The sequence below is a fragment of the Lederbergia panacisoli genome (genome assembly GCF_024626525.1).
Lineage (GTDB): Bacteria > Bacillota > Bacilli > Bacillales > Bacillaceae_C > Lederbergia > Lederbergia panacisoli.
Genome location: NZ_JANJGU010000004.1, coordinates 301,804 through 327,198, shown reverse-complemented (window position 1 = coordinate 327,198; position 25,395 = coordinate 301,804). Strand labels below are relative to the sequence as shown.

Sequence of the window (25,395 nt, the reverse complement as noted above, 5' to 3'; positions counted from 1 at the left end):
TTCGCCCTTGTTACCCTGAATTCAAACCATTGGCGTGTTTGTCAAGGGCGATTGCGGAGTCATTCCACTAATAACTGGAAAGGGAACTGAGTATCTATTGAGTTTTCATAGAACTTTTGACACTACCAATCTAGCTGGCTTATACTTTTTTTCTTGAAGGGCTGTTAGCGGCAATATTAACCGTCATTGTGACATGGCTTACTTTTTCCTGAGTGGCCGTAAATGATTGTTCCAGTGTAGAAAACACCTCATGGGCGTCCCCATCAAGCCGGCTCGCGTAGTGAATGCCTCCTGAGATCGTTTCTTTTTCCTTCGCAATCTCAATCGCCTCCGCAATCAAATCCATGTAACGTGAATCATTCATCGGATAGAGTGCAAACTGGGTTGGCGCCTCTATTTTTATATGTGACAACGCTGCTTCATTCATGCACTCATCATCTACCGACATATACGAATCTCCATCTGAATCACCGGGACAACCAATTGAAAAACTCCCATTCAATACAACATGCAACCCTGTTTTTGCGGCATGTAAATACACGGCTTTCGCGACATCAAATACATGCACAGCCTTCCCGCGAATACACGTACTAATATCATCTGTTTTCAACCACACTTTCGATGTATTCGTCTCACCTAAAGCACCCTTGATCACATCGACAAACTGGTCACTCATTGGATAAAGTGAAAACCTGAAACCAACAATTCGACTTGTTCCACAAACAGATTGAGACAACATGTATACCTCCAATTTTTTTGTATTCACTACAATAAAAAAACTGCATCTTAATGGAAGATGCAGCAATGTACGGAATAGCAAAACAATACCGTCAACAGCCGCACTTCCCCACGCTGGCATTATCCAGATCGGGTAATAAGGGATTAGAACGCTCCTCCTCGCTCTTCTCAGCCTTTACGGCTCCCCTAGTGCAACAATCCCTATGCAATTTTTATCACTCGCCATTTATCGTAGCTAGTAAATATAAAAAAGTAAATATCCCTAAGTACCTAGTATAGAAGTCCAGTGCCTGGCACCCGAACAATTCTGAATTGTTTCGAAGTTGTTTGAGTGCCTGGCACCGAAACAATTAGGGCCATAGAAGTTCATGGGTCCATTGGTTATTATGGAGCCGATATTGTAGTCTAGTGTGTTTGCGTGCGGTATTGCCTTGCCAAAATTCAACTTGGTTGGCATGGACACAGTATAGTTTCCATTGCGGGTATACCAAATCGGGGTTGCTTTTGATGATATCAATTTTTTGGTCGAAAGCATTGTCTAATTCTTCTTTGTTCAAAAGGAGATTACTTTGCTTGGCAATCATTGCAGCTGCACGCGCCATCTCGCTTCTTTCTAAAAAGTCGGCCGAGCTCCTTTCGCTTCCCGTTTCAACGGCAGTCCCTCGTATCCTTACTTGCTTTCCAAGGGTGGGCCAGTAAAAGGTAAGAGCCACCTTTGATTGTTCAGCTAATTGTTGCCCTTTTCTACTCTCGGAACTAGTCGCAAAATACCATCCATTATCGTCAATATTTTTTAAAATTAATACTCGCGCGTCTGGATACCCATCATGATCAACGGTAGAAATCGTCATCGCGTGTGGTTCAAGTATGTCCTCCCTGATTGCTATATATAGCCAGTTTATAAATAACTCGTGAGGAGTTTCCGGAACATCATCTGTATGAAAATCACTAAATGAACCGCTTAATACTTCCAGGTTTCTGAGAAGATTTTTTATATTTTTCAAATCATACATCTCCTTTCAGCATCTGGTGCCTGGCACTAATTAAGTAGGCCCATAAAATTCTTTCTGTATTTCCAAATTAACATGACCTCAATCAGAATTAGCAATAAAGCAAGTGGAAGAAGCGCGTGATCTACGAAAATATGAAACGCCAGAATGTTAATAATAATTGGTGCTAGAATCGTTAAAGCTAAAGGGATGAAACGGCGAATTAACAAAAGAATGCCGCAAATAATTTCTGGCGTTTTTTCTAGGACTAGCAAATAGCCAGTTCCCAAAAATTCCATTGCCTTTGGACTAGTTGGAAAAATAGGATTGAATCCGAACAAAACAAAATACCCATTCAGACCGGCACATAAAAAGACCAAACCGAGTACTATTTCTGAAACCCGAAAAATAAAACCCTTCATATAATCAGCTCCTAGTTTCATTTTTTTCCCTACACCGGAAACTCTTGATTAAATTTAATACTAGCAAAAATAAACAAAAGTCTACCAAACATCCAAAACGGCCCCCAAAAAAAAGAGCCTTCACTTAAGTGCATAACCATCAATCTGCAATATGACCTAGGAAGAGCATCTCTCAATCTACTTTCCTAAAAATCCGTAATATTCCTCCATTGTCTTTCCGCTTTTGAACATTTTAGTTGCACGTTCTACCCCAACATAACGAAAATGCCATGGCTCATACATGTAGCCTGTTACGGATTCTTTCCCTTTTGGATAGCGCATGATGAATCCAAAGCGGTGTGCATTTGCTGCTAACCATTTCCCTTCAGTTGTTTTATCAAATGACTCTGTTAGCCAATGAGCTTGATTCGGTCCACCAATATCAAATGTGAGACCTGTTTGATGTTCACTATGTCCAGCTCTCGCGCTAAATCTTGATGCTTCTGCTTCCCCGTATGTTTTCACATAACGGTTAAATACATTTTTCTGATATTCATATGTTCGAAAACCGCTGATCACTTGGAAACTAATCTTTTTCTTTTTCGCTTCTGCGAGCATTTTGTTGAATGCTGCCAGCGCCTCTTTACTTTCCCCTGGATTATATGTTGATGGCTGCGCATAACGTTTATTTACAACAATAATTCCATCGACGTACGTGATTCCATTTTTAACAATTAGTTTAGGATTATCACTTGTTAGTAGCTTTAAATATTGCGAGCTTACGTACCCTGTTTTCCCTGCGTAATTCACTTTATACCAGGTGCCATGTTTTGAAATTAATGTTACTTGTTTACCTTTTGGAATTATCGTTACTACCTTGTACGTTGTTCCGGCACCTGTTCGCAAGTTTAAGTTATCAGTGGTGGAGTATTTTTCTGATTGAGGATTTGGTTTTGGTGTTGTCGTTGATGTGACTTGTTTTAAATATGCTGAACTGACATATCCCGTTTTTCCTGAGTAGCTGACTTTGTACCAGGTTCCATGCTTTGAGATAAGGGACACTTGCTTTCCTTTTGGGATTACAATTGTTACTTTGTACGTTGTTCCGGCACCTGTTCGAAAATTCAAGTTGGCGGTGGTGGAGTATTTACCGGGTGTAGAAGTTGATTTGACTTGTTTTAAATACGTTGAACTGACATACCCCGTTTTACTTGAATAGCTGACTTTGAACCACGTTCCATACTTGGAAATAAGTGTTACTTGCTTTCCTTTTGGGATCACTTTTTTGACTTTGTACGTTGTTCCCGCACCAGTTCGTAAATTTAAATTGGGGGTAGTTTGATAGTTCTCATTTGCGGCAAAAGCTACGCTTGGAACATTTGAACTAAATGAATAGTTTCCTAATGGCGTTAACGTTAGCACCAGCAATGCGGCAAAAAAAATGGATAATCTTTTCAAGATCAAATTAAAACCCACCTCACAGAATATTTATAGAAAGGTGACATTGAAATTATTAATATATGAATCTTTTATTAAAAAATTCACTTTCAAATAATTAGACTCATAAAAAAAGCTGCAAGCCCATCGTGCTAAGTGCCGGATTCGGAATCAGACCAATCGTCCATATACATAGACCAACCGGAAGACATATCGAATCTGTTTTTCCCTACTATCCACAGACGTAACCGTACCTTGCACGAATTCGACTCCTTCCGAAAACCGATAATTCGTCCAGGGAATCATAATCTCTTCCTCTTTAACAGCCGATCGGAACAACAGCATTTTGCGCACATGACCGTTCTGCTTGTCGAATAAAAGAAAGCGAATTTGCCTTTCCTTCGCCATTCGCCGGGTCTTTTCCTTTATCGCTTTGAGCGCTCCAAGCCCCGCATGGCCTTCTCCGATTATTATGCTGTCAAGTCGTTCATCATTCCTCAGCTCCTTTTCATACATATAACAATGTATGACTCTGATTTGTGACATCGGAAACGATGAATGAGGATCCTTGCATGGGAACGATGACTATCGACCTCTAGCATAAGCATGCCACATACCTTCCGCGGCATGTGGCAATAAAAATGTAAAATTGATTATTAGTATTCAAACGAGCAGCATGAGTTTCTTAATAAGAATACACATGTTCCAGTGCCAAAATGATTTTTGCAGCATCTTCTTCACGAATATGTTTGCCCGAATGTTTGGACACAAAAGCCTTTAAACTTTCAAGCGTTTTGTAACCATTTTCCCTAGCTTGTTCAGCTTGTTTTTCCTTACCTTGTTTAGAAAAGTCATCAGCCATATTAAAGTCACGTTCGAGGTTATCCAACTGAACTAGTACAGCATTCTGTATGCCTCCCGGTTGAATATCCGCTTTTTCTACTAGTCCTTTAATCGTAATAATATCTATTTTCGCTGGCAGATTATTTGAAAAAGACTGTCCTACAAAAATATTATCGAAGTTATACGTCCCTGAATCTTCCATTGCAAGACGTATTTCAACAATCGATGATTTATCAATTTCACCATCTACTGATTTTAATAATAATGGAACTCGCGACCATGCATTTGCCAACGCTTTTGTCGATACATGAGTCCTTGCAATAGCTTGCTTTCCATTCTTATCGATTAACGTCACCGTAACATTGCTCTCTTTTCCAGTTCCATTATATACATCAAAAAGAAGATATTTAGGATATTTATTCGCTTCATCAGCTAAATTGACCGACGTTTTTAAACTAACGTATTGCTGAGTCACATCTTTATTTCCATCATTATTCACTACTAATTTAAGTGAAGCCTCTCCACTAGCATTATTTTCAAAATCCAATGAAGCAGTGGCCCGGCTTCCCGTTTCGAAGGTAGTGCCCTCATCTAATCCTTCAAAATTCGCAATCCACGTTCTTTCATCTATGCTTCTAAAATCAGGATTAGCGTAATTACGGATCACATCTACGAAATAATCATTTCGTTTAAATGATATATCTGTCCCAACCTGGCTCCATTTATTACGGATCTCTTCTTCACTATCCCTTTGAATATTCACTTTCAGAGGATCTCCAGTATACATTCCCCAACTGCTTCCTTCGCCCGTTACCTTATATGACCACGTTGTAAAGCTCCAGCCTTGTTCCTCGTAGACTTTTAACGCATAATCCCAGCTCTGAAGATTATTGAACAACGTAAATTCTCCAACTAACAGCGGAACATTATAATTCGTCATCTCATTGACCATCGGAATTTTAGAATCTGTGAATCTCTTCTGTGAAGGAAAACTGTCTATATTATCCCATCCATAAAAGTGATAGGAATAGACGATGTTTTCCCATCCGTACAAGTCAGGATTTGGCAGATGATATGGCTCCCAAATCGCTTCAATAAACATAATATGATTTTTATCTTTTGCCCTTACCGCTTTATACAGCTGATCATAAAAATCAAATTGCTCAATCCCAGTTGCACCGCCTGGCTCATTTAATAAATCATAGCCTGCCAACCATTTTTCATCCTTATACCGTTCCGCAATTTGTTCCCAAAGGAAGACCGTTTTGTCCATGTTTTCCTTATTTCCAAATAGATTCCCTTTATCAGGGCGGGTCGTATCACCGGAATGATCTTTTCCATTTTGGGAACCCGGCGCTCCGTGCATGTCTAAAATGACATACAGTTCTCTTTTTGCCGCTTCTTTAATAAACCAATCCATTCGATCAAAAGCTGTCGACTTTAAACTGCCATCATCATTAAGCATTTCAAAATATGAAAAAGGCAATCGAACGACATTCATCCCAGCTTGCTTGATATTATCAAAGTCAGACTTTGTCCAATAATTGTCCTGGTATAGATTAATAAGTTCCCAAGCAGTCTCATCTCCAAATCGATCTGTCAATGTTTTAATCGTTGTTTTTTGGTCTGGTGAATTCGTTGGGGACATCCAGCTTTCCATGACTAACCAGCCACCTGCATTCGTACCGCGGAGAACTACTTCATCTCCAGAACCGAAGTGATCACGCATTTTCTTACCATCTGTTTTTAAAAATGGAGTAGGATTTTTATCAATTATATATCCATGTACTGCAACTTCACTTTGATGCTGTTCCATTACAGCCATAGCTTTTATAACAGTATCTTTTGAAACTATGATAGGTTGTGAGTATATTTTTGACGAAGTAGTGGGACTATTCCCATCCGTCGTATAATAAATAGCCGCTCCTTCTGGTGCCGAAAGCTTAATAGATTGGGCTGTTGCATACGTTCCAGCCGCAGGCGAGGCTACCGGTTTCGCCAAATCCTCCTTTCCGTGAATCACATAGTTAAATGTGCTTACCTCACTGTATATATCGCCTTTTGGGTTGTACGCCACGGCCTTAAGGGTCGTACTTGATTCAAGCCTAATAGGACCTTTATACAGTGATGACTCCTTAGTTGGTATTTCTCCATCTGTCGTATAATAAATGTCCGTCCCAACAGAATACGTGCGCAGTTCCACGACAACAAAGTTATCGTATTCCCCCGATGGATGGTAAGCGGTCGGCTGCTCTGGTGGAATTGGCGGCAGACTTTTCGCGAAAAATACTTGGTCGATATAGTAAATGCCTTCATTCCATTGACCAATTCGGACTTCACTAATGCTCGAAAAATCGATTCCTGAAAAACTGCTCATCGGAACCTCATATCGAACCCACTCATTTTTCTTCGTGCTCATCGCCTTCCAACCGAAATCTGTGGATTTTCCGTGGCTATCGGTAAGAGACATTTTTATTGTATTCAATCCTTGCGTATCTTTTATGTAAAACACAAAATACTCCATTCCAGTCGCATCAACAGGTCCTCCCATTGATTTGATATTAATGCTCGCTTTGTTTACACCCGGATCGCCACTTGCCAAAACTTCATACTTAAGAGATTGTTTTCCTTCGTATGCTTCGTCCATGGACAATTCACCCGTTGCTCCCGGAGCTGCAGTAAACATTAGAGCATCGTCTTCAAAATTTTGAAACATAACAGCATCGTCTGGAATTTTTGCTTGCTCATGTTTTGGCAACATTGTCAGCATCGTGATCGTGATAACAGCAACCGAAAACATTTTTACATATTTACCCATTTGCATATTTGAACCACCTTTTCAAAAGAAATTATGTACGATAAAGCGCTTACATATAAATGAATATGAATCTATTGGGATTATAACATAGGAAAATAGTTGAAGATGCTAATAAGTTTACGATTTTTACCAATTGCATCTTTTGAACTATAAGCTGCTAAACCGTTTTCCCTATGAAAAGAATTTTCGATATGAATAATCATCGCCACGCCACAAACAAGTTCCTTTAACTTTTTGTTATTTCAACATCTTATAAAATCGAAGGAATAGGGAGGATATTGAAATCCAGTAGGATAATACGAACCGATGGCTGCTAAAAGTGTAGATTAGCAGCCAATTTTGTTATTTGCACTTATTAACATCATTACTTAAAATCGCTGGACCAAGTTTTTCTGTTTTAGTGTTGGACGGTCGCACTTGCACTTCTGCACTATTCATGGCGGACGTGATTTCATCAAATCTTCCAGACCATGTGGGACCGTCTAATTCTGGAGTTGGATAAAGCTTGAAACGCCAACTAATTTCGTTTTTGATAAAAGCAAAACCTTCGTACGTATCAAAGTTTCCTAATGTAGAAGGATCTGGTAAATGGAGAGCATGGATACTGATGCTCGTTCTTGGAAAACTCGGCGTTAGTTTTACTTTATACAGGAGTGCTGCTCCTTTGGCATTTTGGTCGTTTTTATTTACGGGCTCTAATACTACACTACATGGAAATGTAGGAGCTGAACTTGCACTAGCAAGGGTGCCAACAGTTCCATAAATCAACAAGAGAAACAGAATGCAAAGATAAAAGGTTTTTTTCATGGTTTCCTCCAACGGTTTTCCGTTAGTTTTCCTTTTATGAGAATTAATTATGAAGTGGATGTTCCACGATAGAAAGGACTTAGAATAAACAATTCCATAATTTAACTTCCAGAAATCACTTTTCGAGATAATATTATCGGTCATAAGAATTCGTGCTTCCTCTTCGGTAGTCTAATGATTTTCTACTTCTCATTCTTGTCCAAAAATCCATAAATATGCCCTGTTTTAGCCGGATTACACCAACCTTCTTAGTGTACGTAAATTCTAATTTTACTTGAATAAGCTCTTGTCCCCATGCAATGAGTATAAATGGCATTTATTTAGCAAAAATATGAATTGAAAGGAGGTATGGAATTTGGACATTAGACGAATTACGGAAATTATTAATTCACCGACGATGATTAATGTAAATTATCATGGAATACCCGTTTATCTTCAAGAAGTTCATGCACATAATAATACGGTAACCATTTTTCCTTTAGATGAAATGGAAAATAAGCAGGTTGTCGAAATAGAAGGTTTAGTTGAATTGGGACCTTAAAACTAAGGAGGCTACATAATGAATAGACAAAGAGCAGCGGAAATCGCAGAATCACCTGACATGAAACATGTTACGTATAATGGAAAGCCAGTGTATATACAACGTGTTGATGACCAAAACGATACAGCGAGAGTGTTTCGCTTGGATGATCCAGGATATGAATTTGACGTTCAGGTGACAAATTTAATAGAAAAATAAGTAAAGCAAATGAGCAGAGGCATTTTATGTTCTCTGCTCTTAAAATGATTAGTTGGTTACTCACGCTCGGATAAGCATCTTTTATTACTGCATGACACCTTCTCCATCACTTATATCCCTAAATTAGGAATTGTAAAATTCTTTTTTCAGAAACAACGCCATTATTACCCCATTTCCCCTTCTATTAACCCACCCGCGCTTGCCTACTTACTTTACAAACCATTCTCATTAATGCGTTATGTGCCGGAGGAAATAGACGAAAAACAATATCCATTGTTTTTCGCAATGGCATCGGACAAATGATTGATTTATTTTTATGAACACCCTTTAGAGCAATTTTCGCTAACCTATCGGGAGTCATTACTTTCTGGCTTTTCAATTGATTGCTAATAAACGATTTATCGATATTTATTGCCTTTGATTTCTCAAAGATGGGAGTATCTACAAATGCTGGACAAAGAGTACTTATCTTAATACCAAATTCTTCTGCCTCATAATGGAGGGATGTAGTTAAACCGACTACGGCGTGCTTTGTCGTGGAGTAGACTGTGGATACCGGGGAAGGGCCAAGACCTGCCGCAGATGCGGTATTGACAATATGTCCGAAGCCTTGTTGTTTCATGATGTTATAGCCAACTTGAGTGCCGTAAATAACACCCCACAAATTAATATTAATCATTTCTTTCCAATCCTTAATGGACATATCATATAGTTCGCCGTACATGGCAATTCCGGCATTGTTAAAAAGGTAATCAAGACGCCCATATTCAATATATGTTTCTGTCAAAACATGGTACACTCTGTTAAATTTAGTGACGTCCAATAAAACAAATCTTGAATTGTGTTCTAATTGATTAAGGGATGACTCAACTAGCTTGCCTTCTTTTTCGTTAATATCCGCTATTATCACAAAGATGCCTTGAGAAGCGAGCTCGTGACAGAGTGCTTTTCCAATTCCAGATGCCCCACCAGTGACAATTGCCACCTTTTTATTTGTTGGCAACATCATCTCCCCCTACGAATTTTTTCAAATAAATGTCTATTATGGATGAATACTCATCAGCGACTATTAAAGCCCCTTTACTATTTAAATGAACCCCATCCAACGTTAAATGCAATCCACGCTTAGTTGATAGATTATCAATTTTCGAGTGAGATTTATAAAAAAGAGTTTCAACCATCATTTTTAGTACGCTCGTACCAATATAGTCAGCGCTTTTGACTTTCCCAAGCTTATTTAAAAATACAGATTGCATATTTAAAAACGAAACATTAGAATGTTTTCCAGCTATAGTTTGGATAATGGTCGTCAATTCCTGCAATGTATTATTAGTAGCATTCCTTGGATTTTCGCCCACTAATGCAGGAGATACGACAACAACTTGTTTCGAAAAATTTAGTACTGACTTTAATAAAATCTTATAACAATCATTAAATTCCTCATTATTTTTTACGACTGGTTGGGCTTGAACTTTTAGTAATTTGGAAAAAACATCGTTTACCCCAATCCAAAGAAAAGTCAGATCATATGTTTCTTCTATCTTTGTTTCATTTAATCTTTTGTTCAAGCTTTTTACCGTTTCTCCTGGTTTCCCAAGGTTTTGAAATATAATTTTTTCATACTTTTGTTGAAGAATATGGGCAAATGATACTCCTGGCCTTCCTTCCGTTAAACTATCTCCAATAAGTGCAATTTTCACGATGTTCCCACCTCCCTTTTTAAATATTCTAGAAATAAGAAAATAAACCTAACTCAAAAGGAACGATTTTTTCACTATCATGAATGACTAATAAAATCGTTACACCAGCAACTAACGCTTGCTTATTTGAAAAAAAAGGAGTTTTAATTTACATTTTCAAAAAAAGCTTTATTATCATTTCTTGAATTAGTCAAGGCGTTATAAACAGTTAGAATAATACAGATTAATAGGATAGTATGAAAAATGGTATGCAGAGTATTAGGAACAATCCCATTCATGATTGGTAGAAAAGAGTGTGTATCTCCAAACATTTGATTGTAACGCTCAGCTTTTTGCTCTGCACCAAGCCCAGAGAAGTAAGGAATCCACCAATCGAGTAATACTCCTGCAAAGATAAATACTTGATGGATGATTAGCCAGAGCTTTATCCATATCGGATACCACTTCCCCATGAAAGTAATAACTAGCCCCATTAGTAATAAAATTTGGACTACACCAATCGTCGTAACAATGAGCAGCTCGTTAAATGAACGGACTTCAGCAATAGCATGAACATCATTTAATGAACCTAAAGGAATCCAGTCTTGCACAATCATAAATAATAAAATGATACTAAATCCAACGATCAGTAGTTTCTCGGAAAATCGAATTTCCCTTTTCAAAATATAACCTCCAAATATTTATTATCACCTTCGTGCATTTTACTGCCACGCATTATGTTCAGTAATAAACATTTCGACATTTATCGATCATCGAATAAGCTTTCATGAAATAAACTTCATGCACTTAAAGGAAGGTATAAATTTCAATATTATTTCAACCATTGCATAGTTTCTCGTGTGTGGAATGGTTCTTCTAGGGGGAAATGGTCCTTGCGTTTCTGTTTAGACTTATCATCTATTAATTCCTTAACTACGGTCATAGATAAGCAATTAGTCCAATAATTCTTGTTGACTAAGACGAGCTGATGTAATGATGTCATTAGCTGTATGATCTAAAAGCTCAATCACAGATTCCTCAGTAAATTTTTCCGGAAGCAATCCATTTGCCACCATAACCGCTAATCCAGTTGTAAAAACTCTCATTTTAAATAAAATTGCTTTTAGTTCCTCTTCCGTAAATCCTTGAAGTTCTGAGTCTTCTTTCATTCTGTCAAAAAGATTTGGGTTCATATTTTTTTCATAATCCCTCATGTACTCGTTTTGTCCCATGACAAATTCTCTGAACAGAATGCTATACTCTCTTGCAAAACAGAGACTAGCTACACCACTGTCATGAAGAGGACGACCCGAATCTTGTTCACTAACTACCTGATTACCCAATTCGACAACTTTTTTAATGACTTCCTGGATCAGTTCATCTATATCTTTAAAGTTTACATATATTGGAGCAATAGAACTTCCTAACTGGTCTGCTACTTTTCTAATCGTGATTTTGGAAATGCCTTCTTCTTTTGCAATTTCAAATGCTGCATTAATTATTTGTTCTTTGGTAAATTTCTTCTTGGGTGCCAATGATTTCTCTCCTTTAGGTTATGAATTGTATGTTACATATCATTTGATACTCATTATGCAAAATAAAAAATATTTGTAAAGACTAAAATTCTTAAGCAAATTGAAAGTAATATTTCAACTTTCATCCTTCTGCTTATATTTCTTTTTACTCAAACCACTTTAATCCTGTTTACGCATTTTCATTATTTAATGCTTTTGAACGACTATTTTTAAAAAGTTTCGGATTAGATGCTTTTTTTATTTTTCTTTGCTGTCGCACATAGTATTGCTCTTTAATGAAATCGTCAAATTCTCGCATCTTAGCTTTTAGCATCGCTTGAACCACATATTCATTGTGCATTTATTTTCCTCCCATGCACAGCATTATTAGATCTCTGAACGGTATTTACATGAATAGCCTTAACCCGAACAAAAATCCATTGTAATAACACACCTCCTGCACAGATTATTATCTCACTTTTAAATGACATATGATACATATCATTTGTTATATATCATTTGACTTCTATTATACTTACTTTTTTATGTCTGTAAAGCCCATTTTTGGAAAACCTTTCATTACCACAAGTGCAGCGTGCTCCATTAGGCTGCGTCCCGCAACTGTTTCAAATTTATGTGCTGGAATAATCCCTGTAGGGCGTGCAGAAGTTAAAACGATTGTCACACTCGCCTCTTTAGCAAAATGTAGTTGGGATGAATTAATTTTAAGAGATGAATTTGCAAAAATGATTGAAACGAAGATTAAAGTGTTGGATTTATTTGCATCAATTGCAAAGGAGGTGCCTTCAATTAGAAGGCACCTCCTACGATTATTAATTAATTTTTCCCATATAATATAAATTCTCTACCTGGATACTATCTAAACTTCCATTTAAAATGGACTGGACATCTTTTAATGTATCGGACAGTCAAACTTTTTCTCCTTTTCTACTCCCATTCAGTTCCAGAATATTTTTGAAATGCCTCCATACTCGCCTTGATCGAATCAATTTCATCTAGATCTGTATGATCCTGCTCCAATACAATGTATTCCATGTTAGGCGCTGTTACTGCTGCATTAATGATTTCTTGAATCGGCATCGTGCCTGTTCCAATTTCAGTAAAGCAACGCGGATCTTTTGTTTCTTCGAATAAAGAAAAAGAAATCGATTCTTTGTCATTGATAGTTCCATCAAACATATTCACTGGTTGTGGTGAATCTTTAGGAAAATCCTTTTGATGCAGAAGAATAAGTCGATCTCGATATTGTTCAATTAGCTTTAATGGATCTTGCCCTCCCCGCATTATCCAATATGTATCCATTTCAATAAATACTAATTCTGGATCCGTATGTTCCATAATCAACTCGTATACTGTTTTTTCTCCAAATCTTTGAAACTCTTGGTAGTGGTTGTGATAATAGTAACGCATCCCTCTTTCCTTGCACAATTCCCCGACTTTATTAAACAACTCACATCTTCGTCGTAAATAATCCATATCTTCATAAGGGAAAAATTCAATATCGCAGCCAATTTGCTTATTTCCCAACTCTTGATGATAATCTAACACCGCGGGAAGTCGTTCAAGATTTAGCGGATTGATATGGCATCCTATAATCGATAACCCTAGATCTTCCAATGCTTTTTTCATTTCTTTTGCAGAAAGGCCAAATCCGACGCCATCATCTTCAAGTGCGTTATGATTGGCGGCCTCCACATACTTGTAACCAGCTTGGGCAATTTTCTCCAACGTTTTAAAAGGTTCTGCTTTTAGCGAGTTGCGTACTGAATACAATTGAACACCGACTTTTAACAAGGCATACACTTCCTTTTCCCATTGTTTACTGTATTAATTACTCTAAATTCTTTTAATTTCCTGCTTTGGATATTTTTCAAAATCCAACACAGACTAATCGATGGAGGTGAAGACAATGCCTAAAACAAAAAGAACAGCCAGCAATATTGCAGGCATGAATCCTGAAAAAGGACCAGACTTCGGAGCAAATATGAAAGAAGAATTTGCGAATGAGCCGTTAACAGCTGCCCAAAAACAGAACAATAAGAAGCGAAAGAAGAAGCAATAAGGAGATACAGGAGCAAGAAGCAAAAGCTTCTGCTCCTAATTTATTTGTGGCAGAAAAAAAGGCTGCATCTGCAACCTTAATCGCCTCTTACACTCTTCACTTCCCCCATCAAAAAATTAACAAACGTATCATCCCTTACAAGCCATGCCGTATAATTTCTTTTTAAGAACCTTTCCGCATCATCAAAGTTGGAAAATGTATGATCCATTTTTGTTTTATAATGATCAATGGCCCAGTCAGATTCGTTTAAAGGATAGATTAGAAAAATTTCCTCAGCCCGATTTTTGTACATTGACCCGAATAAAGATCGTTTAAGATTATATCGATTTCGTTTTGCATCTTCCCGTAAGGGCTCTAAATGAAATGTGTCCAGCACAAACTCCTTGTAAGCTTCATCCACTAAAGAACAGCCGGAAGCTTTGGCATGACCGCCCCCACCAAAATGGCCCGCTACCTCGGATACATCAATATGATCATGAATGGTTCGAAATCCCATTCGTTTTCCACCCATATTTAAAATAGCGATATAGTCCAGATGTGAGTACTCTTTCCCTAATTCATTTCCGAGTTCGGAATGATATAATTCCGCATAAACAACTCCTGCGTAAAGCCCCCTCACTTTCGTTTGAACAATCTCCCGCTTTTTCCTGCTAATATAGCGCTCGATTTTATGTTCTTCCATTTCTAAAATCTTTTCTTCGAATTCGCTAAAATCAAAATGATCACTCGTTTTTAGTCGGCTAATCATCTTTTCCTCAAATTCTTCAATCGATACTAAGAAAAAGAGAGAGTTAAGCCTGTGGGCTTGATGGTTTTCGTTTTTTTCCCATTCCCATGTATCATACTGTCTCACAAGCTCGACAAATTCTGCCACTGGATTGGATGGTTCCATCAACTTACTAGTAACAAGATACTCATAAAATAACGAAGTTGCCGACGTCAAATTTCCATCTTCCTCTTCAACTACGACTTTCCCCCACTCATACTCATTGAAATGCACCGACGTTTTATGATGATCGAGCAGCTGTACCTTTCCACCATTTTGAACAAATTCCTCTAGTCTTTTTTCATTTTCTCTATTAACCGATAAGTCAGTGATGAACAAAAATGTATCTTTGTTCTCATTTTCAAAAAACCATTCCACTTCGCGATCGAGACCAGAAACAGAATTATAGCGAACCTTCACCTCTTTCCCAAAAGCAAGCTTTGCTAAAATTCCACATCCGACTCCATCTAAATCATTATGAGACAACAGCTTATACATGTATTTTTCACCTCAAAAAATAGTATGGTTTTGATAGGTGAAAATTATTGACTGCTATTTTTATTTTTGTAAATGGGCAAGCTTTTCCGGGTTTGCCACCATATATATACGAGAAATTTCATCTTCATGGAACTCTAGCGAGACGACATAAGCCACTAGGTCGTTGACTAATATGACAACGCCGGGATATCCATTTACAACTCTGAATTCCATTCTTGAGTTTTCAGGCAGCTTTTTCATAATGCTTGTAAACAAAAAGACAATTCGCTCGGATGTATAGATTGGATTTAGTGCAGCTTTTACTTTGCCGCCTCCGTCAGAAATAAATACAGAATCTGTCTTCAATAACTCCAGCATTTTATGAATATTTCCTTTTTGAAGCGCCATCGTAAATTGCTCTACTCTCATCCTCATAGATTGGAAATCCAATGAAGGAGCTTTCGGACGGTTCTCCATGCTTTTTTTCGCTCTATGAAAAATCTGTCTACAATTAGAAGGCGATTTTTCAATAATAGCCGAAATTTCTTCATAGCTGTACTGAAAAACTTCTCGCAATAGGAAGACAGCCCGTTCATCCTCAGATAACTGCTGCAAAAGCAATAGATAAGCGGTCGAAATTGATTCCTTCATCAAATAAGTTTGAGACGGGTCGCCCCCCTCATCCACCAATGGTTCCGGCAGCCACTCACCAACATAAACCTCGCGCCGACTTGCAGCCGAACGCATTTTATCGATTGAGCTATTCATGACAATTTTACATAAATATGCTTTTTTGTTTTCAATGACTTTTTCACTGCTTATACGGTCATACGTCAAGAACGCCTCATGCACAAGATCTTCGGCATCTGCAATACTCCCTGTCATTCGATAAGCGATTGAAAATAACAAAGGTTTATACGTCTGATACAATTTTTCCGTTTCCAAAACGATTAACCTTCCTTTACGATTATCATTTCATTTGTTTTTAATATTTCCTGCGCTGCACGCTTTCCACTCGCAACTGCAGCGTTAGCTAATACTTCTTCATGTCCCGCCCAATCTCCTGCAATAAAGATTCCCCTCATTTCCGGTATACTCGGACCCGGATTCACTTTTCGTTTTATGTGTGGGAAATCATAAGATACCGTTAATTTTGGTAAAAATTGTTGCACAACCACTTCTTTCCTCCATCCTGGATGAAGCAAATCCATTAATGATTCTAATTGTTTCTTATCTGCATGTGCGTTTATTTCTTCTAGCGGACTATTGTATTTAGCCAAACTGACAACGACTGTTCCATCATGAGTTAGCTTTGCTGCTCGCGATTGATTTGTGAAAAATAATGATTGATCAAGACCAATCGCAAATTGATGTTGTTGGTTAGGTAACTTTTTCAATCCTAAATCAATACAGCTTGCTGTAACGGGAATTGCCTGTTCATTCCAAAGACTTAATGAGGTTTGTTCCGCACCTTTTATCATTTTCATAGCTTCTTTTGGAGGAGCCGCAACGATACATTCTTGTGCCTCAAACATCTTCCCGTCCGAACATTGTATGATTTGACCGTTCTCATGATGTTCAATGCTTGTGACATTTTTACTCGTAAATATTTCAACTCCTGCTGATATTGCCTGACATTTAAGTTTCTCTACAATCGTTCCCCAGCCTCCATCAACATACAAAACTCCATCTTTCAGAGAACGTTGCACCTGCTTCAAAACCGGCTTCGCAAGCTGTAAGGTCGGTGCATTCGTATATGTCGTCAATCGACAAATCGAATAAAAAATATGCCTTACCATCGGATCGCTTATTTCTGCATCAGCCCATTCCGTAAGGGTAATCTCTGGAATAGAGTCAACATTTAATTTCATTAACTTTAACATTAATTTTCCGAACGCAAACTTAGACTTCCATGATAAAAGAGAGGATGACATAATTGATGAGAAATCTGTTGGAATGACTTGAACTGATTTATTGAGAATGCCATGAATTTGAACGGACTTTGATGCATTTCCTCCCGGTATAGATAATCCAAGTTCAGTTAAAATCGTCATGGCATCCCCTGAAATATACAAACCATGAGGTCCCAAATTCATAAGCACCCCATTTTTTTCATTCGTCATCGCTCTACCGCCAAGACGATTTGATTTTTCCAAAACAACGACCTTTTTTCCTTCCCTAACCAGAAAATTAGCTGCAGTCAACCCGGCTAATCCTCCACCAACAATGGCTACATCATATTTAAACATAAAAAAATCCCTCCTAGATATCGTTCTGTAATCAAAACGATTGAGGAAAGGATTTTGTGACAGCCAATTTTATTAATATTTCATCGTGAATAGAGTATGTAATTCCAACCTCCCTCCGTCATCACCAAATATAGTTTTCAGGATTACGAAGATAGGATTGGACCTCATCTTTGTACTTCCTCATATGATAAAAATATCTCGTCCAAATGAAGGTAATATAAGCAATCAATGGGGCAGACATAATAGCTAGCAATAGCAACCTACTGTAATTTTTATCGATTATTTCAAGAAGCAAATGAAGATATGGCGCTATGCATATTAGAGTTGTACAAATAGGAATGACTAATCCGGGTTTATAGGCTTTTTGGATTTCTTTTATATCTTTGTTGTTAAGATGTGACATTTTATTCCCCCCTTTTTGAACTAAAGATCTTTATATGGAAAGGCTCATTATATATACGATTTATCCAAGGAATGGTTACATTTAAGTTAAATAATAAACAACTACAGCCTGCCTCCTTGCAGGCTGTTCTCCTCCACTACTCACTCCTTCAATTTCCGCAATCGCTCTGGCAAGCTTTGCAGGGATTGAAGGACGGCTTCTAGTTTTGTTTCGATCCGGTACAGTAAATAAAAGGTTACGAGTGCCGGAAAACCCACCTCACTGATGAAGGGGAGAATTTGTTCCATTTGTTGCTCAGCTCCTTTCAATCATTCTATTTAGATAAACAGGCTGACTCGTACTTGAGTCAGCCTATTTTTCTTATTCAATATCTATGTCAATTTCCTCAACGTTTCTTTCGACGAGTCGTGCTGACTTTGCTTCGAAATATGGGTTGCCGTCCGAGTCAAGGAAAACGTTGGAAGCGATGATGTCTTCCATTGCTGCTTTTACTTGTGCAGGATCAACTGGCTCATGCGGCTGATCAATGGTCAACTTGGAGGTCTTCCCCTCTTCCGATAAAAAGTTTAGCTCTAATACCTTCATTCTTTCTCACCTCTCTTTCTACCCATTGCGGTTTTTATTTACCAATCTCGTGACTATCGTTTCTTTCAATTGCCCAAATTGGTTCTTTTGATACTGAACCAATTGCAATAGCCGTGTTGTATAACTCATCTGGGGTTGAGTCTAGGCGAATGCGATTGAATGTCTTTGTTTTGAAGATTGGCTTGTTATTTTCGTCCATCCCGTAATCAAAAACAATTTTTAAATTGCTTGACCTTAACATCCCTTGTGCCAATTGCTTCACCTCCCTTTCACCTTCTATATAGGGGGCAGGAGCAAAAAAGGACACCCTCTTTTTTACTATTAAAATAAACAACCACGACCACTACATAGTAGTAGTTATTCTTTTTCTTTTTCTTTTTCTTTTTCTTTTTGTCCACGTATTGTGGACGTACCGTCTAAACCCTTGTAAACACTCGTTCTGATTGTATGATGCGCCACCACTTAAAAACCTGTATAGAATTATTCTATACAGGTTTTGGAAGAGCCTATAATTTATTAATAACAACTTTTCATAGCCTTTTTAAAAATTTTTTATCAGATAAAGATTTGCCTTTTATTCATTTTAATTGAATGGGTAGATTATACGATACTCGTTTTCTGTGAATTCGTGTCATTGACATCCATGTCATTGACAAGATTAAGCGGTACATTATTAATGACAAAATCCCCGTTTTCTTCCCCAAAACCATAGTTTTGTTTTACCACCAAAAAGGTATCTACACGTGGAGAAGCTGCAAGGTTTAGTGAGGCGTTTCGATCCATAGCATTCACTTTAAATCCCAACACGTTTATAACTACGGGTCCAAATACCATTTTATCCTCCCTCCCTCTTTTAGTGAATATATTGCAAGTTCCTGCCATTTATGAGGGAAAACTAAAAGAAATCCACTCGCTTAGCGATAAATCAGTGTAATGACCCGATTACCTTGTTAATACATATATTAAAGGAGATTCAAACAACTCGGAAAAATCTTCATTTTACGTCTATATCATCGTTACAAATAAATCAATAAAATCGGAATCATCTACGACTGAAATAGTATGGTCCTTTAGGTTGCCGTCACCACTTTGCTCACCAAATCCCTCACAACGATGGTTAAATACGTGGTTCCCATGATGGATTGCACTGCTCATAGAAACGGAGGATGCTCGATCAAATGTCCGTATTTGCACATCATATAACTGAATAATGGTCATATCTTCCATTATGAATATCTCCTTTATTATTTTTTTGGACAACATACTTACAAAATTAAACCGTATGAAATGTCAATGCTTATAAAAGGATTATTCAATTGAAATGAAAATCATGCTAATGCAATTATAGAAAAAGGTTTTTTAGGGGGCTCCTAATTGAGTAATAAGTATATTATTCGCGAAGCAACTGAGAGTGACGCTCTACAAATTCTTAAGCATACAAAAAAGGTATTTAATGAAAATCCAAATGTAACGGCAATTACTATTGATGAATTTAATTCTACTGTTGACGAAGAAAAAGAATGGATAAACTCCCATAATACACAAGGACTACTATTAGTTGCGGAAGTTAATAGGAATATAATTGGAATGCTTAGTTTTCGTTTATCGCCTTGGAAAAGATTAAGTCATCAAGGTATTTTTGAAATAAGTGTTCAAGAGAAATTTGCAAATAAAGGTATCGGCACTTCATTAATAAAAGGACTATTAGCTTGGGCTAGAGCAGTTCAAAGGATAGAAAAAATTTCCCTTGAGGTTTTCTCAAATAACGATAGGGCGATTCAGTTATACAAAAAGCTTGGATTTATTGAAGAAGGCAGGCTAAAAAATCATGTTAAATTAGGTTCAAATGAATATGTAGATGATATTTTGATGAGTAAATTTATTGTTTCTTCATAAAAGCATTTTTTATTATCGAAAATGATGGCGATTCATTTCGCCACCTTTACATAAATAACTGGATTTTCAAATATTCCCCATCCACTTATTCGGTTACTTTCCCTTCTAACCTCATTTAACCATTCATATATAAATATTAATTCACATTAGGAGGGAAGACCTATGTTTACGTTTTTATTAATACTTCATTTGATTGCAGTTTGTTGTTGGCTTGGAGGAGCATTATATGAGCGCTTCTTTATCGTGGGTGGAATACGCAAAGCGAAAGGTGCGGAGTTGGAAGCGTCGATGTTAAAATTGATGTTAAGTACGGTTCCTTTCTTTTTAACGTCGGTATTAACGATTCTCATAACAGGAATCATCATGACGATTATGCATCATTATACTTTCCTAAATTGGTCATGGCTCGGTGTAAAGCAATATATTATGCTTATCGCTCTCTTGGGTTTTTTCTTCTTTATCGGTCCGCGCATGGGTAAAATAGGAAAGCAATTGAACAGCAATTTAGAAGAAGGCAAAGGGCTGGACGATGATATGCGCTCCCAACTAAAATCCATCATGGTACTATTTGACATTATGCATATCGGTGTTTTAATCAATCTTATTTTAGGGCTGACGAAATTTTTTTAACATGGAGAAGTACTCCCCCTTCTACCTTAAGTAGGGGGAGTTATACTTTTCCAAAAGTCTTTAGTACCTTATATCTATTTACAGCAAGAATCCCTTGCCAATATCTCCTTGCAATCGGAAATTCCTCTGGATAACTGCCCCAGCTCCACGGGATGTCCCAAATACCTTCATCAGAAACATTTTCCATGAAAAAAGTTAAATTCTGCTCTACTAAGTCACTAAATTCCGTATAAAGTGGATGTTCCCGACTATCGATGATATCTAACGGAAGAACTTTATAACCTGATGACCACTCGGAAACATCTTGTTCTATGCACTTTGCTGCAAGTGCCATGATTCTATCGGAAACCTCATCTAGCTCACAATCTACTTTTACCTGAAACATCTCCTGGTGAGATTGCATAATGCTTATAAACTGTTGGTAATTGTTAACTTCATGCCTGTCCATTTCACTTGCATTCATCAAACGTTTTACCGCTTTATTAATCGAATTCCAACCAATTTGTGCAGATTCATGGCGGCTTGGCGACCAGTGAACAAGAAATGCTGCCAGTTCAACGCCCGGATTAAACATCCAATTCTCCTGTACTCCCTCACCCCAATGCCACCACGGAGCATGGGGAAATTCGTTGTTTTCAGGCAACGAGGATTTCCACATTCCTGTTTCCATATCAGCAGTATTCGTTAAATACATAAGCATTTTTTCTACGATTTCTGCCTTTTCATTTGCACCAATTTCCATTAACATTTGTCCTGCAGTCCAAGTAGACATGGGAGAAGAGGATGGGAGCCAAAAGTCGGGCTCAATTCCGTGTCCAAAACCGCCATCTTCATTTTGATAAGAAGACAAATAACGGATAACGTTATCGCTAGATCCTCCTTCAAATAAATATTCCCATCTTGCTGCTTCTAAAGGACGTGCATTTCGTTTTATCCAAGCTTCCGCTCTTTGAAATGTATGTTTCATGGATCTCAACCTTCCATTCTTTGTTACGTATATATTTCAATACAAGTGCAGGAATTCCTTTCAGATTCTAAACTTTTTTGTATAAAGAAAATGCTAGAACTCTTTCAAATTGAATTATATGATATAGACCAAAAGTGGACATGCCTTTCCATGGCGTACATTTTCTTAACATTGAAGGAATGTTTTTTTTAATTAGCCAAATGATGCAGATCCATTTACTAGAAGCCACAATTAATATCAATGAATCTGACCAAAATAACTTTATTCAAAATAAAAAAGGTAATTTTCTATGAGATAAAAATGAAACCAATTTTAATATGGCTATGTCTAAAGAGTGAAGAAAGGAGGTACATCGGTGGGAAATAAAGAATTGCATGCAATGGCCCAAAATGATGAAATTGATATCAATTACCAAGATAAAAGAATAGTAATCGAGCAACTAATGGATTTCTACTCCGAGAAGGTTTACCTACTGGCTTATTCCTTTGTAAAGGATAAAGGTTTAGCTGAGGACATTTCACAAGAGGTTTTCCTTAAAGCTTATAAGTATCTAGATAGTTTTAGGCAAGAGGCGGCTTTAAAATCGTGGCTATATCGAATCACTGTTAATACTTCCAAAGATTTTTTAAAGAAAAAGGGCATGAAGCAACTGCTATTAGGGAGTAGTTTCTTTGAAAACTTCAAAAGAACTGAAAGCGCTGAAATCTCTTTTCTTAAATCTGACCGAAATGAAGAGCTTTTACAATCAATCTTAACGTTGCCAATGAAATATCGGGCAGTGATTGTGCTCCATTATTTTTATGATGTAAAAATAAATGAGCTTTCATCGATTTTGAATTTAAATACAAATACTGTTAAAACAAGGCTTTCAAGAGGACGGGGCATTCTGAAACAAAAACTTACGGCCAAGGAAGGGGATGTATTTTAGTGAAGAAACAGCTTAACAAGGTACATGAACATTACCGTGAACATTATTTCAATGAAGAAATAGCCAACAGGATAAAAGATAGGGTTCATCATGATATTAGAAACACAGATATGATTGAAACGGAAAATAAGCAACGACGCAGCATAACCAAAAAAATATCTTATGCTTCTGTTGCCTGCTTAGTATTATTTGGGCTTTTCATCGGATCCGCTTTTGTATCGCCAGCGATTGCGGAAGTCGTATCTAAAATACCATTTTTAAATACCATTTTCGTACAGAAGCCTATTCATGAAGTTTTAATCGAGAAACTTAAAGATAAAGGCTATGATATTTCTGGGACAGGTTATAGCGTTCAGGAGAAAACATACTTTGTAACGGTAACGGGATCAGAGGAATATTACAACCAAGTAAAGGCTGAAATAAAAAAAATCACAGACGATGTCATTTCTTCAAGAGGCTATGATGATTTTAAGATTAAGGTAAGACAAGAGCGGACAATGGAACCTGGTGATGATTCGGTAAATGACCATAAATATCGGGATAGTCAGCTTGCATTAGATGTATTGAATGAGGTTGTTCCCCAATTACAACAGCAGGGCTATAAAATTCATACTTACGGTGGCGGCTATACCGCTCCAGATGCAAAAATAATTAGATTGGATTTGGATATCGAAGATACGGAAAAACGGACAGCTGAAATCGAGAAAACAATCATTGAAGGCATTGAAAAGCAGGATATTCAAAAAGAAGTTGTGATAAATTTCTATCCATTTAATGTCCAAGAAAAAGAAATTGAGAATAAGTGGACCAGTAATGTACTGCCCGTTATTTGGGAAGGGATGTTAAGTAAAAAAGAGTACAAAACAAAAGGGGCTGGGTACTCCTATAAGAAAGGCACTATGAATATTTTTATAACAACAACAATAGATGAATCAGACAGTGAAGCACCTGAACTAACAAACAAAATCGAAATGGCAATTCACGAATTCTTACAGTCAGATGACTTAAAAGATATCGTTGGTGACACCCCATATAAAATTGTCGTTAGTGATAAGGACGGAAAAGAAATTAATTAAATGCAGGGCGGTACTCCGGTTTGGAGTATCGCCTGCTAATTTTAAGATAGTTAGTATGCATTTTACAAATAGCTTTATACTTTTATTATTCTAGAATAAAATGCAATCTTGAATACGCTCTAAGATGTCAACAACTTTCTTTAACTTCGTTTCATTATGCGGGCAAGGTTATAAGTTTTAGTATAAAAAAATAACTTTATTGTCACCTTACAAAATCTAAAAGCTATCCTTAACTCCATTAGCTTCCTCTATTATATTTTTCATTAATCCTTCCACTGTTTGCGTTTTCGCCAGTCTTGGACTTTGCCCTGACCATAAAGACATAAAGTCGCTGTTGTTTTGTATGGAAGCAGCTTTTCGTATATCTTGAGTTAATGAATTTTGAACTGGAAAATCCGGGAAGTTTGTTTCATGCTTCTCCATTACCTCAATGAATGTATTTTTTATTCCTCTCGCCCATTTTCCAGAAAATGCACGAGTTAAAATAGTTTGATCTTCTGTTGAGTTAAGGATGGTTTCTTTATGTAGCGCATGTGCCCCACTTTCTTCGCAAGTCAAAAAAGCAGTCCCCATTTGTACCCCTTGTGCTCCTAAACAGAGAGATGCCATCAACCCTCTTCCGTCCATAATTCCTCCCGCAGCAATAACTGGAATATTAACTTTGTCAACAACTTGCGGAATTAGTGACATCAAGCCGACTAAGCTATCCAGGTCATCAAGGAGGAAGGTTCCGCGATGGCCCCCCGCCTCGCTCCCCTGAACAACGATGATATCCATTCCTGATTGTTCATTTTCAATCGCTTCACTAACAGTGGTCGCCGTTCCAATGACCAAAATATTATGTTGTTTTAGCTTATCAATGATTTCTTTACTAGGTATGCCAAATGTAAATGAACAAGCTGGGACTTTTTCTTCAATGATTACCTCGACTTGTGCATAAAACGATTCTGTGGGACTTTCATATGTAGGAAAGGGAACGGCTGTCTCTTCAATTTCTAGTTGCTGACGAATGGGGCGCAAGATATTATTGGATAAATGAACTTTATCATTAGAAATATGAAATTCATTTGGAACAAATAGATTGATTCCAAAATGGCTAGATGTCAATTTTCTTACTTCCCTAATTTGCTCGCGAGTTTGAGATGGATTCAAATACCCCGCCCCAATCATTCCAAGCCCTCTATGATTAGAAACGGAAGAAACTAATATCGGTGTCGAGATTCCACCTGCCATTGGGGCTTGAATAATTGGATAGTCTATATGTAAAAGCTCTGTGAGTTCATTTTTTAGCATTTACTTTCCTCCCGTATCTATAATCTTTCTTAAAAAGCAACTATTTTGGTTTATTACATAGAGCCATAGCTTCCAAC

General features: G+C 37.4%; 30 protein-coding genes, 2 pseudogenes and 1 riboswitch. Of the genes and pseudogenes, 8 read left to right on the top strand and 24 right to left on the bottom strand.

Annotated features, from left to right (window positions below):
- Positions 1-139: 139 nt before the first annotated feature.
- The 6 genes from NQ185_RS08825 to NQ185_RS08800 form a co-directional block, all read right to left on the bottom strand.
- Positions 140-736 (bottom strand): YkoF family thiamine/hydroxymethylpyrimidine-binding protein, encoded by a 597-nt coding sequence (locus NQ185_RS08825; RefSeq protein WP_257581288.1) that lies wholly within the window; start codon positions 734-736, stop codon positions 140-142.
- A gap of 91 nt (positions 737-827) precedes the next feature.
- Positions 828-936: riboswitch (TPP riboswitch) on the bottom strand.
- Between the two features lie 152 nt (positions 937-1,088).
- Positions 1,089-1,751 carry a pyridoxine/pyridoxamine 5'-phosphate oxidase gene (locus NQ185_RS08820; RefSeq protein ID WP_257581287.1) on the bottom strand — a complete coding sequence of 221 codons (663 nt, stop codon included), beginning with the start codon at positions 1,749-1,751 and terminating at the stop codon, positions 1,089-1,091.
- Between the two features lie 26 nt (positions 1,752-1,777).
- Positions 1,778-2,149 (bottom strand): hypothetical protein, encoded by a 372-nt coding sequence (locus NQ185_RS08815; protein WP_257581286.1) that lies wholly within the window; start codon positions 2,147-2,149, stop codon positions 1,778-1,780.
- A gap of 177 nt (positions 2,150-2,326) precedes the next feature.
- Complete coding sequence (locus tag NQ185_RS08810) at positions 2,327-3,592, bottom strand: SH3 domain-containing protein (RefSeq protein WP_257581285.1); 1,266 nt, start codon at positions 3,590-3,592, stop codon at positions 2,327-2,329.
- Positions 3,593-4,250: 658 nt separating this feature from the next.
- Positions 4,251-7,232 (bottom strand): chitobiase/beta-hexosaminidase C-terminal domain-containing protein, encoded by a 2,982-nt coding sequence (locus NQ185_RS08805; protein ID WP_257581284.1) that lies wholly within the window; start codon positions 7,230-7,232, stop codon positions 4,251-4,253.
- A 336-nt stretch (positions 7,233-7,568) separates the two neighbouring features.
- Complete coding sequence (locus tag NQ185_RS08800) at positions 7,569-8,033, bottom strand: YoqH family protein (protein ID WP_257581283.1); 465 nt, start codon at positions 8,031-8,033, stop codon at positions 7,569-7,571.
- A gap of 355 nt (positions 8,034-8,388) precedes the next feature.
- Between NQ185_RS08800 and NQ185_RS08795 the strand changes: the two genes are divergently transcribed.
- A complete protein-coding gene (locus NQ185_RS08795; protein WP_257581282.1) occupies positions 8,389-8,574 on the top strand; it encodes an H-type small acid-soluble spore protein in 186 nt (61 codons plus the stop codon).
- 18 nt (positions 8,575-8,592) lie between these two features.
- Positions 8,593-8,772, top strand: coding sequence for an H-type small acid-soluble spore protein (locus tag NQ185_RS08790; RefSeq protein WP_257581280.1), 180 nt, complete (start codon positions 8,593-8,595; stop codon positions 8,770-8,772).
- 184 nt (positions 8,773-8,956) lie between these two features.
- Here the strand turns inward: NQ185_RS08790 and NQ185_RS08785 are convergent, their stop codons facing one another.
- From NQ185_RS08785 to NQ185_RS08765, 5 genes are all read right to left on the bottom strand, one after another.
- A complete protein-coding gene (locus NQ185_RS08785) occupies positions 8,957-9,778 on the bottom strand; it encodes an SDR family NAD(P)-dependent oxidoreductase (RefSeq protein WP_373370793.1) in 822 nt (273 codons plus the stop codon).
- Positions 9,762-10,472 (bottom strand): SGNH/GDSL hydrolase family protein, encoded by a 711-nt coding sequence (locus NQ185_RS08780; RefSeq protein ID WP_257581278.1) that lies wholly within the window; start codon positions 10,470-10,472, stop codon positions 9,762-9,764. Before NQ185_RS08780 ends, NQ185_RS08785 begins: the two co-directional genes overlap by 17 nt.
- Positions 10,473-10,615: 143 nt before the next feature.
- On the bottom strand, positions 10,616-11,134 hold the full coding sequence (locus NQ185_RS08775; protein ID WP_257581276.1) for a hypothetical protein: 519 nt from the start codon (positions 11,132-11,134) through the stop codon (positions 10,616-10,618).
- A 270-nt stretch (positions 11,135-11,404) separates the two neighbouring features.
- Positions 11,405-11,986 (bottom strand): TetR/AcrR family transcriptional regulator, encoded by a 582-nt coding sequence (locus NQ185_RS08770; protein ID WP_257581275.1) that lies wholly within the window; start codon positions 11,984-11,986, stop codon positions 11,405-11,407.
- A 169-nt stretch (positions 11,987-12,155) separates the two neighbouring features.
- On the bottom strand, positions 12,156-12,326 hold the full coding sequence (locus tag NQ185_RS08765) for a hypothetical protein (protein WP_257581274.1): 171 nt from the start codon (positions 12,324-12,326) through the stop codon (positions 12,156-12,158).
- 184 nt (positions 12,327-12,510) lie between these two features.
- Between NQ185_RS08765 and NQ185_RS08760 the strand changes: the two are divergent.
- Positions 12,511-12,762: pseudogene (locus tag NQ185_RS08760) on the top strand (hypothetical protein); the annotation flags it as partial.
- Between the two features lie 151 nt (positions 12,763-12,913).
- Here the strand turns inward: NQ185_RS08760 and NQ185_RS08755 are convergent.
- The gene (locus NQ185_RS08755; protein WP_257581273.1) at positions 12,914-13,780 is read right to left on the bottom strand and encodes a sugar phosphate isomerase/epimerase family protein; all 867 of its coding nucleotides are present in this window, start codon (positions 13,778-13,780) and stop codon (positions 12,914-12,916) included.
- 115 nt (positions 13,781-13,895) lie between these two features.
- On the opposite strand from NQ185_RS08755, the gene sspO reads away from it, so the two are divergent.
- The gene (gene sspO / locus NQ185_RS08750; protein WP_220155169.1) at positions 13,896-14,048 is read left to right on the top strand and encodes a small acid-soluble spore protein SspO; all 153 of its coding nucleotides are present in this window, start codon (positions 13,896-13,898) and stop codon (positions 14,046-14,048) included.
- A 76-nt stretch (positions 14,049-14,124) separates the two neighbouring features.
- On the opposite strand, the gene NQ185_RS08745 is transcribed toward sspO, so the two are convergent.
- The 10 genes and pseudogenes from NQ185_RS08745 to NQ185_RS08705 all read right to left on the bottom strand — a co-directional run bounded on the left by NQ185_RS08745 (position 14,125) and on the right by NQ185_RS08705 (position 19,755).
- Positions 14,125-15,312, bottom strand: a complete 1,188-nt coding sequence (locus tag NQ185_RS08745; protein ID WP_257581272.1) for a DHH family phosphoesterase — start codon at positions 15,310-15,312, stop codon at positions 14,125-14,127.
- Between the two features lie 60 nt (positions 15,313-15,372).
- A complete protein-coding gene (locus NQ185_RS08740; protein ID WP_257581271.1) occupies positions 15,373-16,236 on the bottom strand; it encodes an RNA polymerase sigma-70 factor in 864 nt (287 codons plus the stop codon).
- A 5-nt stretch (positions 16,237-16,241) separates the two neighbouring features.
- Entirely contained in the window at positions 16,242-17,540 is a 1,299-nt protein-coding gene (locus NQ185_RS08735; RefSeq protein ID WP_257581270.1) for a phytoene desaturase family protein, read from the bottom strand.
- A 121-nt stretch (positions 17,541-17,661) separates the two neighbouring features.
- Complete coding sequence (locus tag NQ185_RS08730) at positions 17,662-17,943, bottom strand: hypothetical protein (RefSeq protein ID WP_257581269.1); 282 nt, start codon at positions 17,941-17,943, stop codon at positions 17,662-17,664.
- Positions 17,944-18,083: 140 nt separating this feature from the next.
- Positions 18,084-18,230, bottom strand: a complete 147-nt coding sequence (locus NQ185_RS08725) for a YvrJ family protein (protein ID WP_257581268.1) — start codon at positions 18,228-18,230, stop codon at positions 18,084-18,086.
- Between the two features lie 73 nt (positions 18,231-18,303).
- On the bottom strand, positions 18,304-18,528 hold the full coding sequence (locus NQ185_RS08720) for a DUF2922 domain-containing protein (protein ID WP_257581267.1): 225 nt from the start codon (positions 18,526-18,528) through the stop codon (positions 18,304-18,306).
- Between the two features lie 34 nt (positions 18,529-18,562).
- Entirely contained in the window at positions 18,563-18,781 is a 219-nt protein-coding gene (locus NQ185_RS08715) for a DUF1659 domain-containing protein (protein ID WP_257581266.1), read from the bottom strand.
- Positions 18,782-18,888: 107 nt separating this feature from the next.
- A pseudogene (locus NQ185_RS20340) lies at positions 18,889-18,969 on the bottom strand (conserved phage C-terminal domain-containing protein); the annotation flags it as partial.
- A gap of 159 nt (positions 18,970-19,128) precedes the next feature.
- On the bottom strand, positions 19,129-19,362 hold the full coding sequence (locus NQ185_RS08710) for a hypothetical protein (RefSeq protein WP_257581265.1): 234 nt from the start codon (positions 19,360-19,362) through the stop codon (positions 19,129-19,131).
- Positions 19,363-19,533: 171 nt separating this feature from the next.
- Entirely contained in the window at positions 19,534-19,755 is a 222-nt protein-coding gene (locus tag NQ185_RS08705; protein WP_257581264.1) for a hypothetical protein, read from the bottom strand.
- Positions 19,756-19,902: 147 nt separating this feature from the next.
- On the opposite strand from NQ185_RS08705, the gene NQ185_RS08700 reads away from it, so the two are divergent.
- Entirely contained in the window at positions 19,903-20,424 is a 522-nt protein-coding gene (locus NQ185_RS08700) for a GNAT family N-acetyltransferase (protein WP_257581263.1), read from the top strand.
- Between the two features lie 162 nt (positions 20,425-20,586).
- Positions 20,587-21,054: a DUF2269 family protein gene (locus tag NQ185_RS08695; protein ID WP_257581262.1), complete on the top strand. Its 468-nt coding sequence runs from the start codon at positions 20,587-20,589 to the stop codon at positions 21,052-21,054.
- Between the two features lie 40 nt (positions 21,055-21,094).
- Here NQ185_RS08695 and NQ185_RS08690 read toward each other — a convergent pair whose 3' ends face one another.
- Positions 21,095-22,021, bottom strand: coding sequence for a prenyltransferase/squalene oxidase repeat-containing protein (locus NQ185_RS08690; protein ID WP_257581261.1), 927 nt, complete (start codon positions 22,019-22,021; stop codon positions 21,095-21,097).
- 355 nt (positions 22,022-22,376) lie between these two features.
- Here NQ185_RS08690 and NQ185_RS08685 point away from each other — a divergent pair, with 355 nt between their 5' ends.
- Positions 22,377-22,949 carry a sigma-70 family RNA polymerase sigma factor gene (locus NQ185_RS08685; RefSeq protein WP_257581260.1) on the top strand — a complete coding sequence of 191 codons (573 nt, stop codon included), beginning with the start codon at positions 22,377-22,379 and terminating at the stop codon, positions 22,947-22,949.
- Complete coding sequence (locus tag NQ185_RS08680; protein WP_257581259.1) at positions 22,949-24,025, top strand: DUF4030 domain-containing protein; 1,077 nt, start codon at positions 22,949-22,951, stop codon at positions 24,023-24,025. The genes NQ185_RS08685 and NQ185_RS08680 overlap by 1 nt, the downstream gene beginning before the upstream one ends.
- Before the next feature lie 216 nt (positions 24,026-24,241).
- On the opposite strand, the gene NQ185_RS08675 is transcribed toward NQ185_RS08680, so the two are convergent.
- A complete protein-coding gene (locus tag NQ185_RS08675; protein ID WP_257581258.1) occupies positions 24,242-25,318 on the bottom strand; it encodes an NAD(P)H-dependent flavin oxidoreductase in 1,077 nt (358 codons plus the stop codon).
- Positions 25,319-25,395 lie beyond the last annotated feature (77 nt).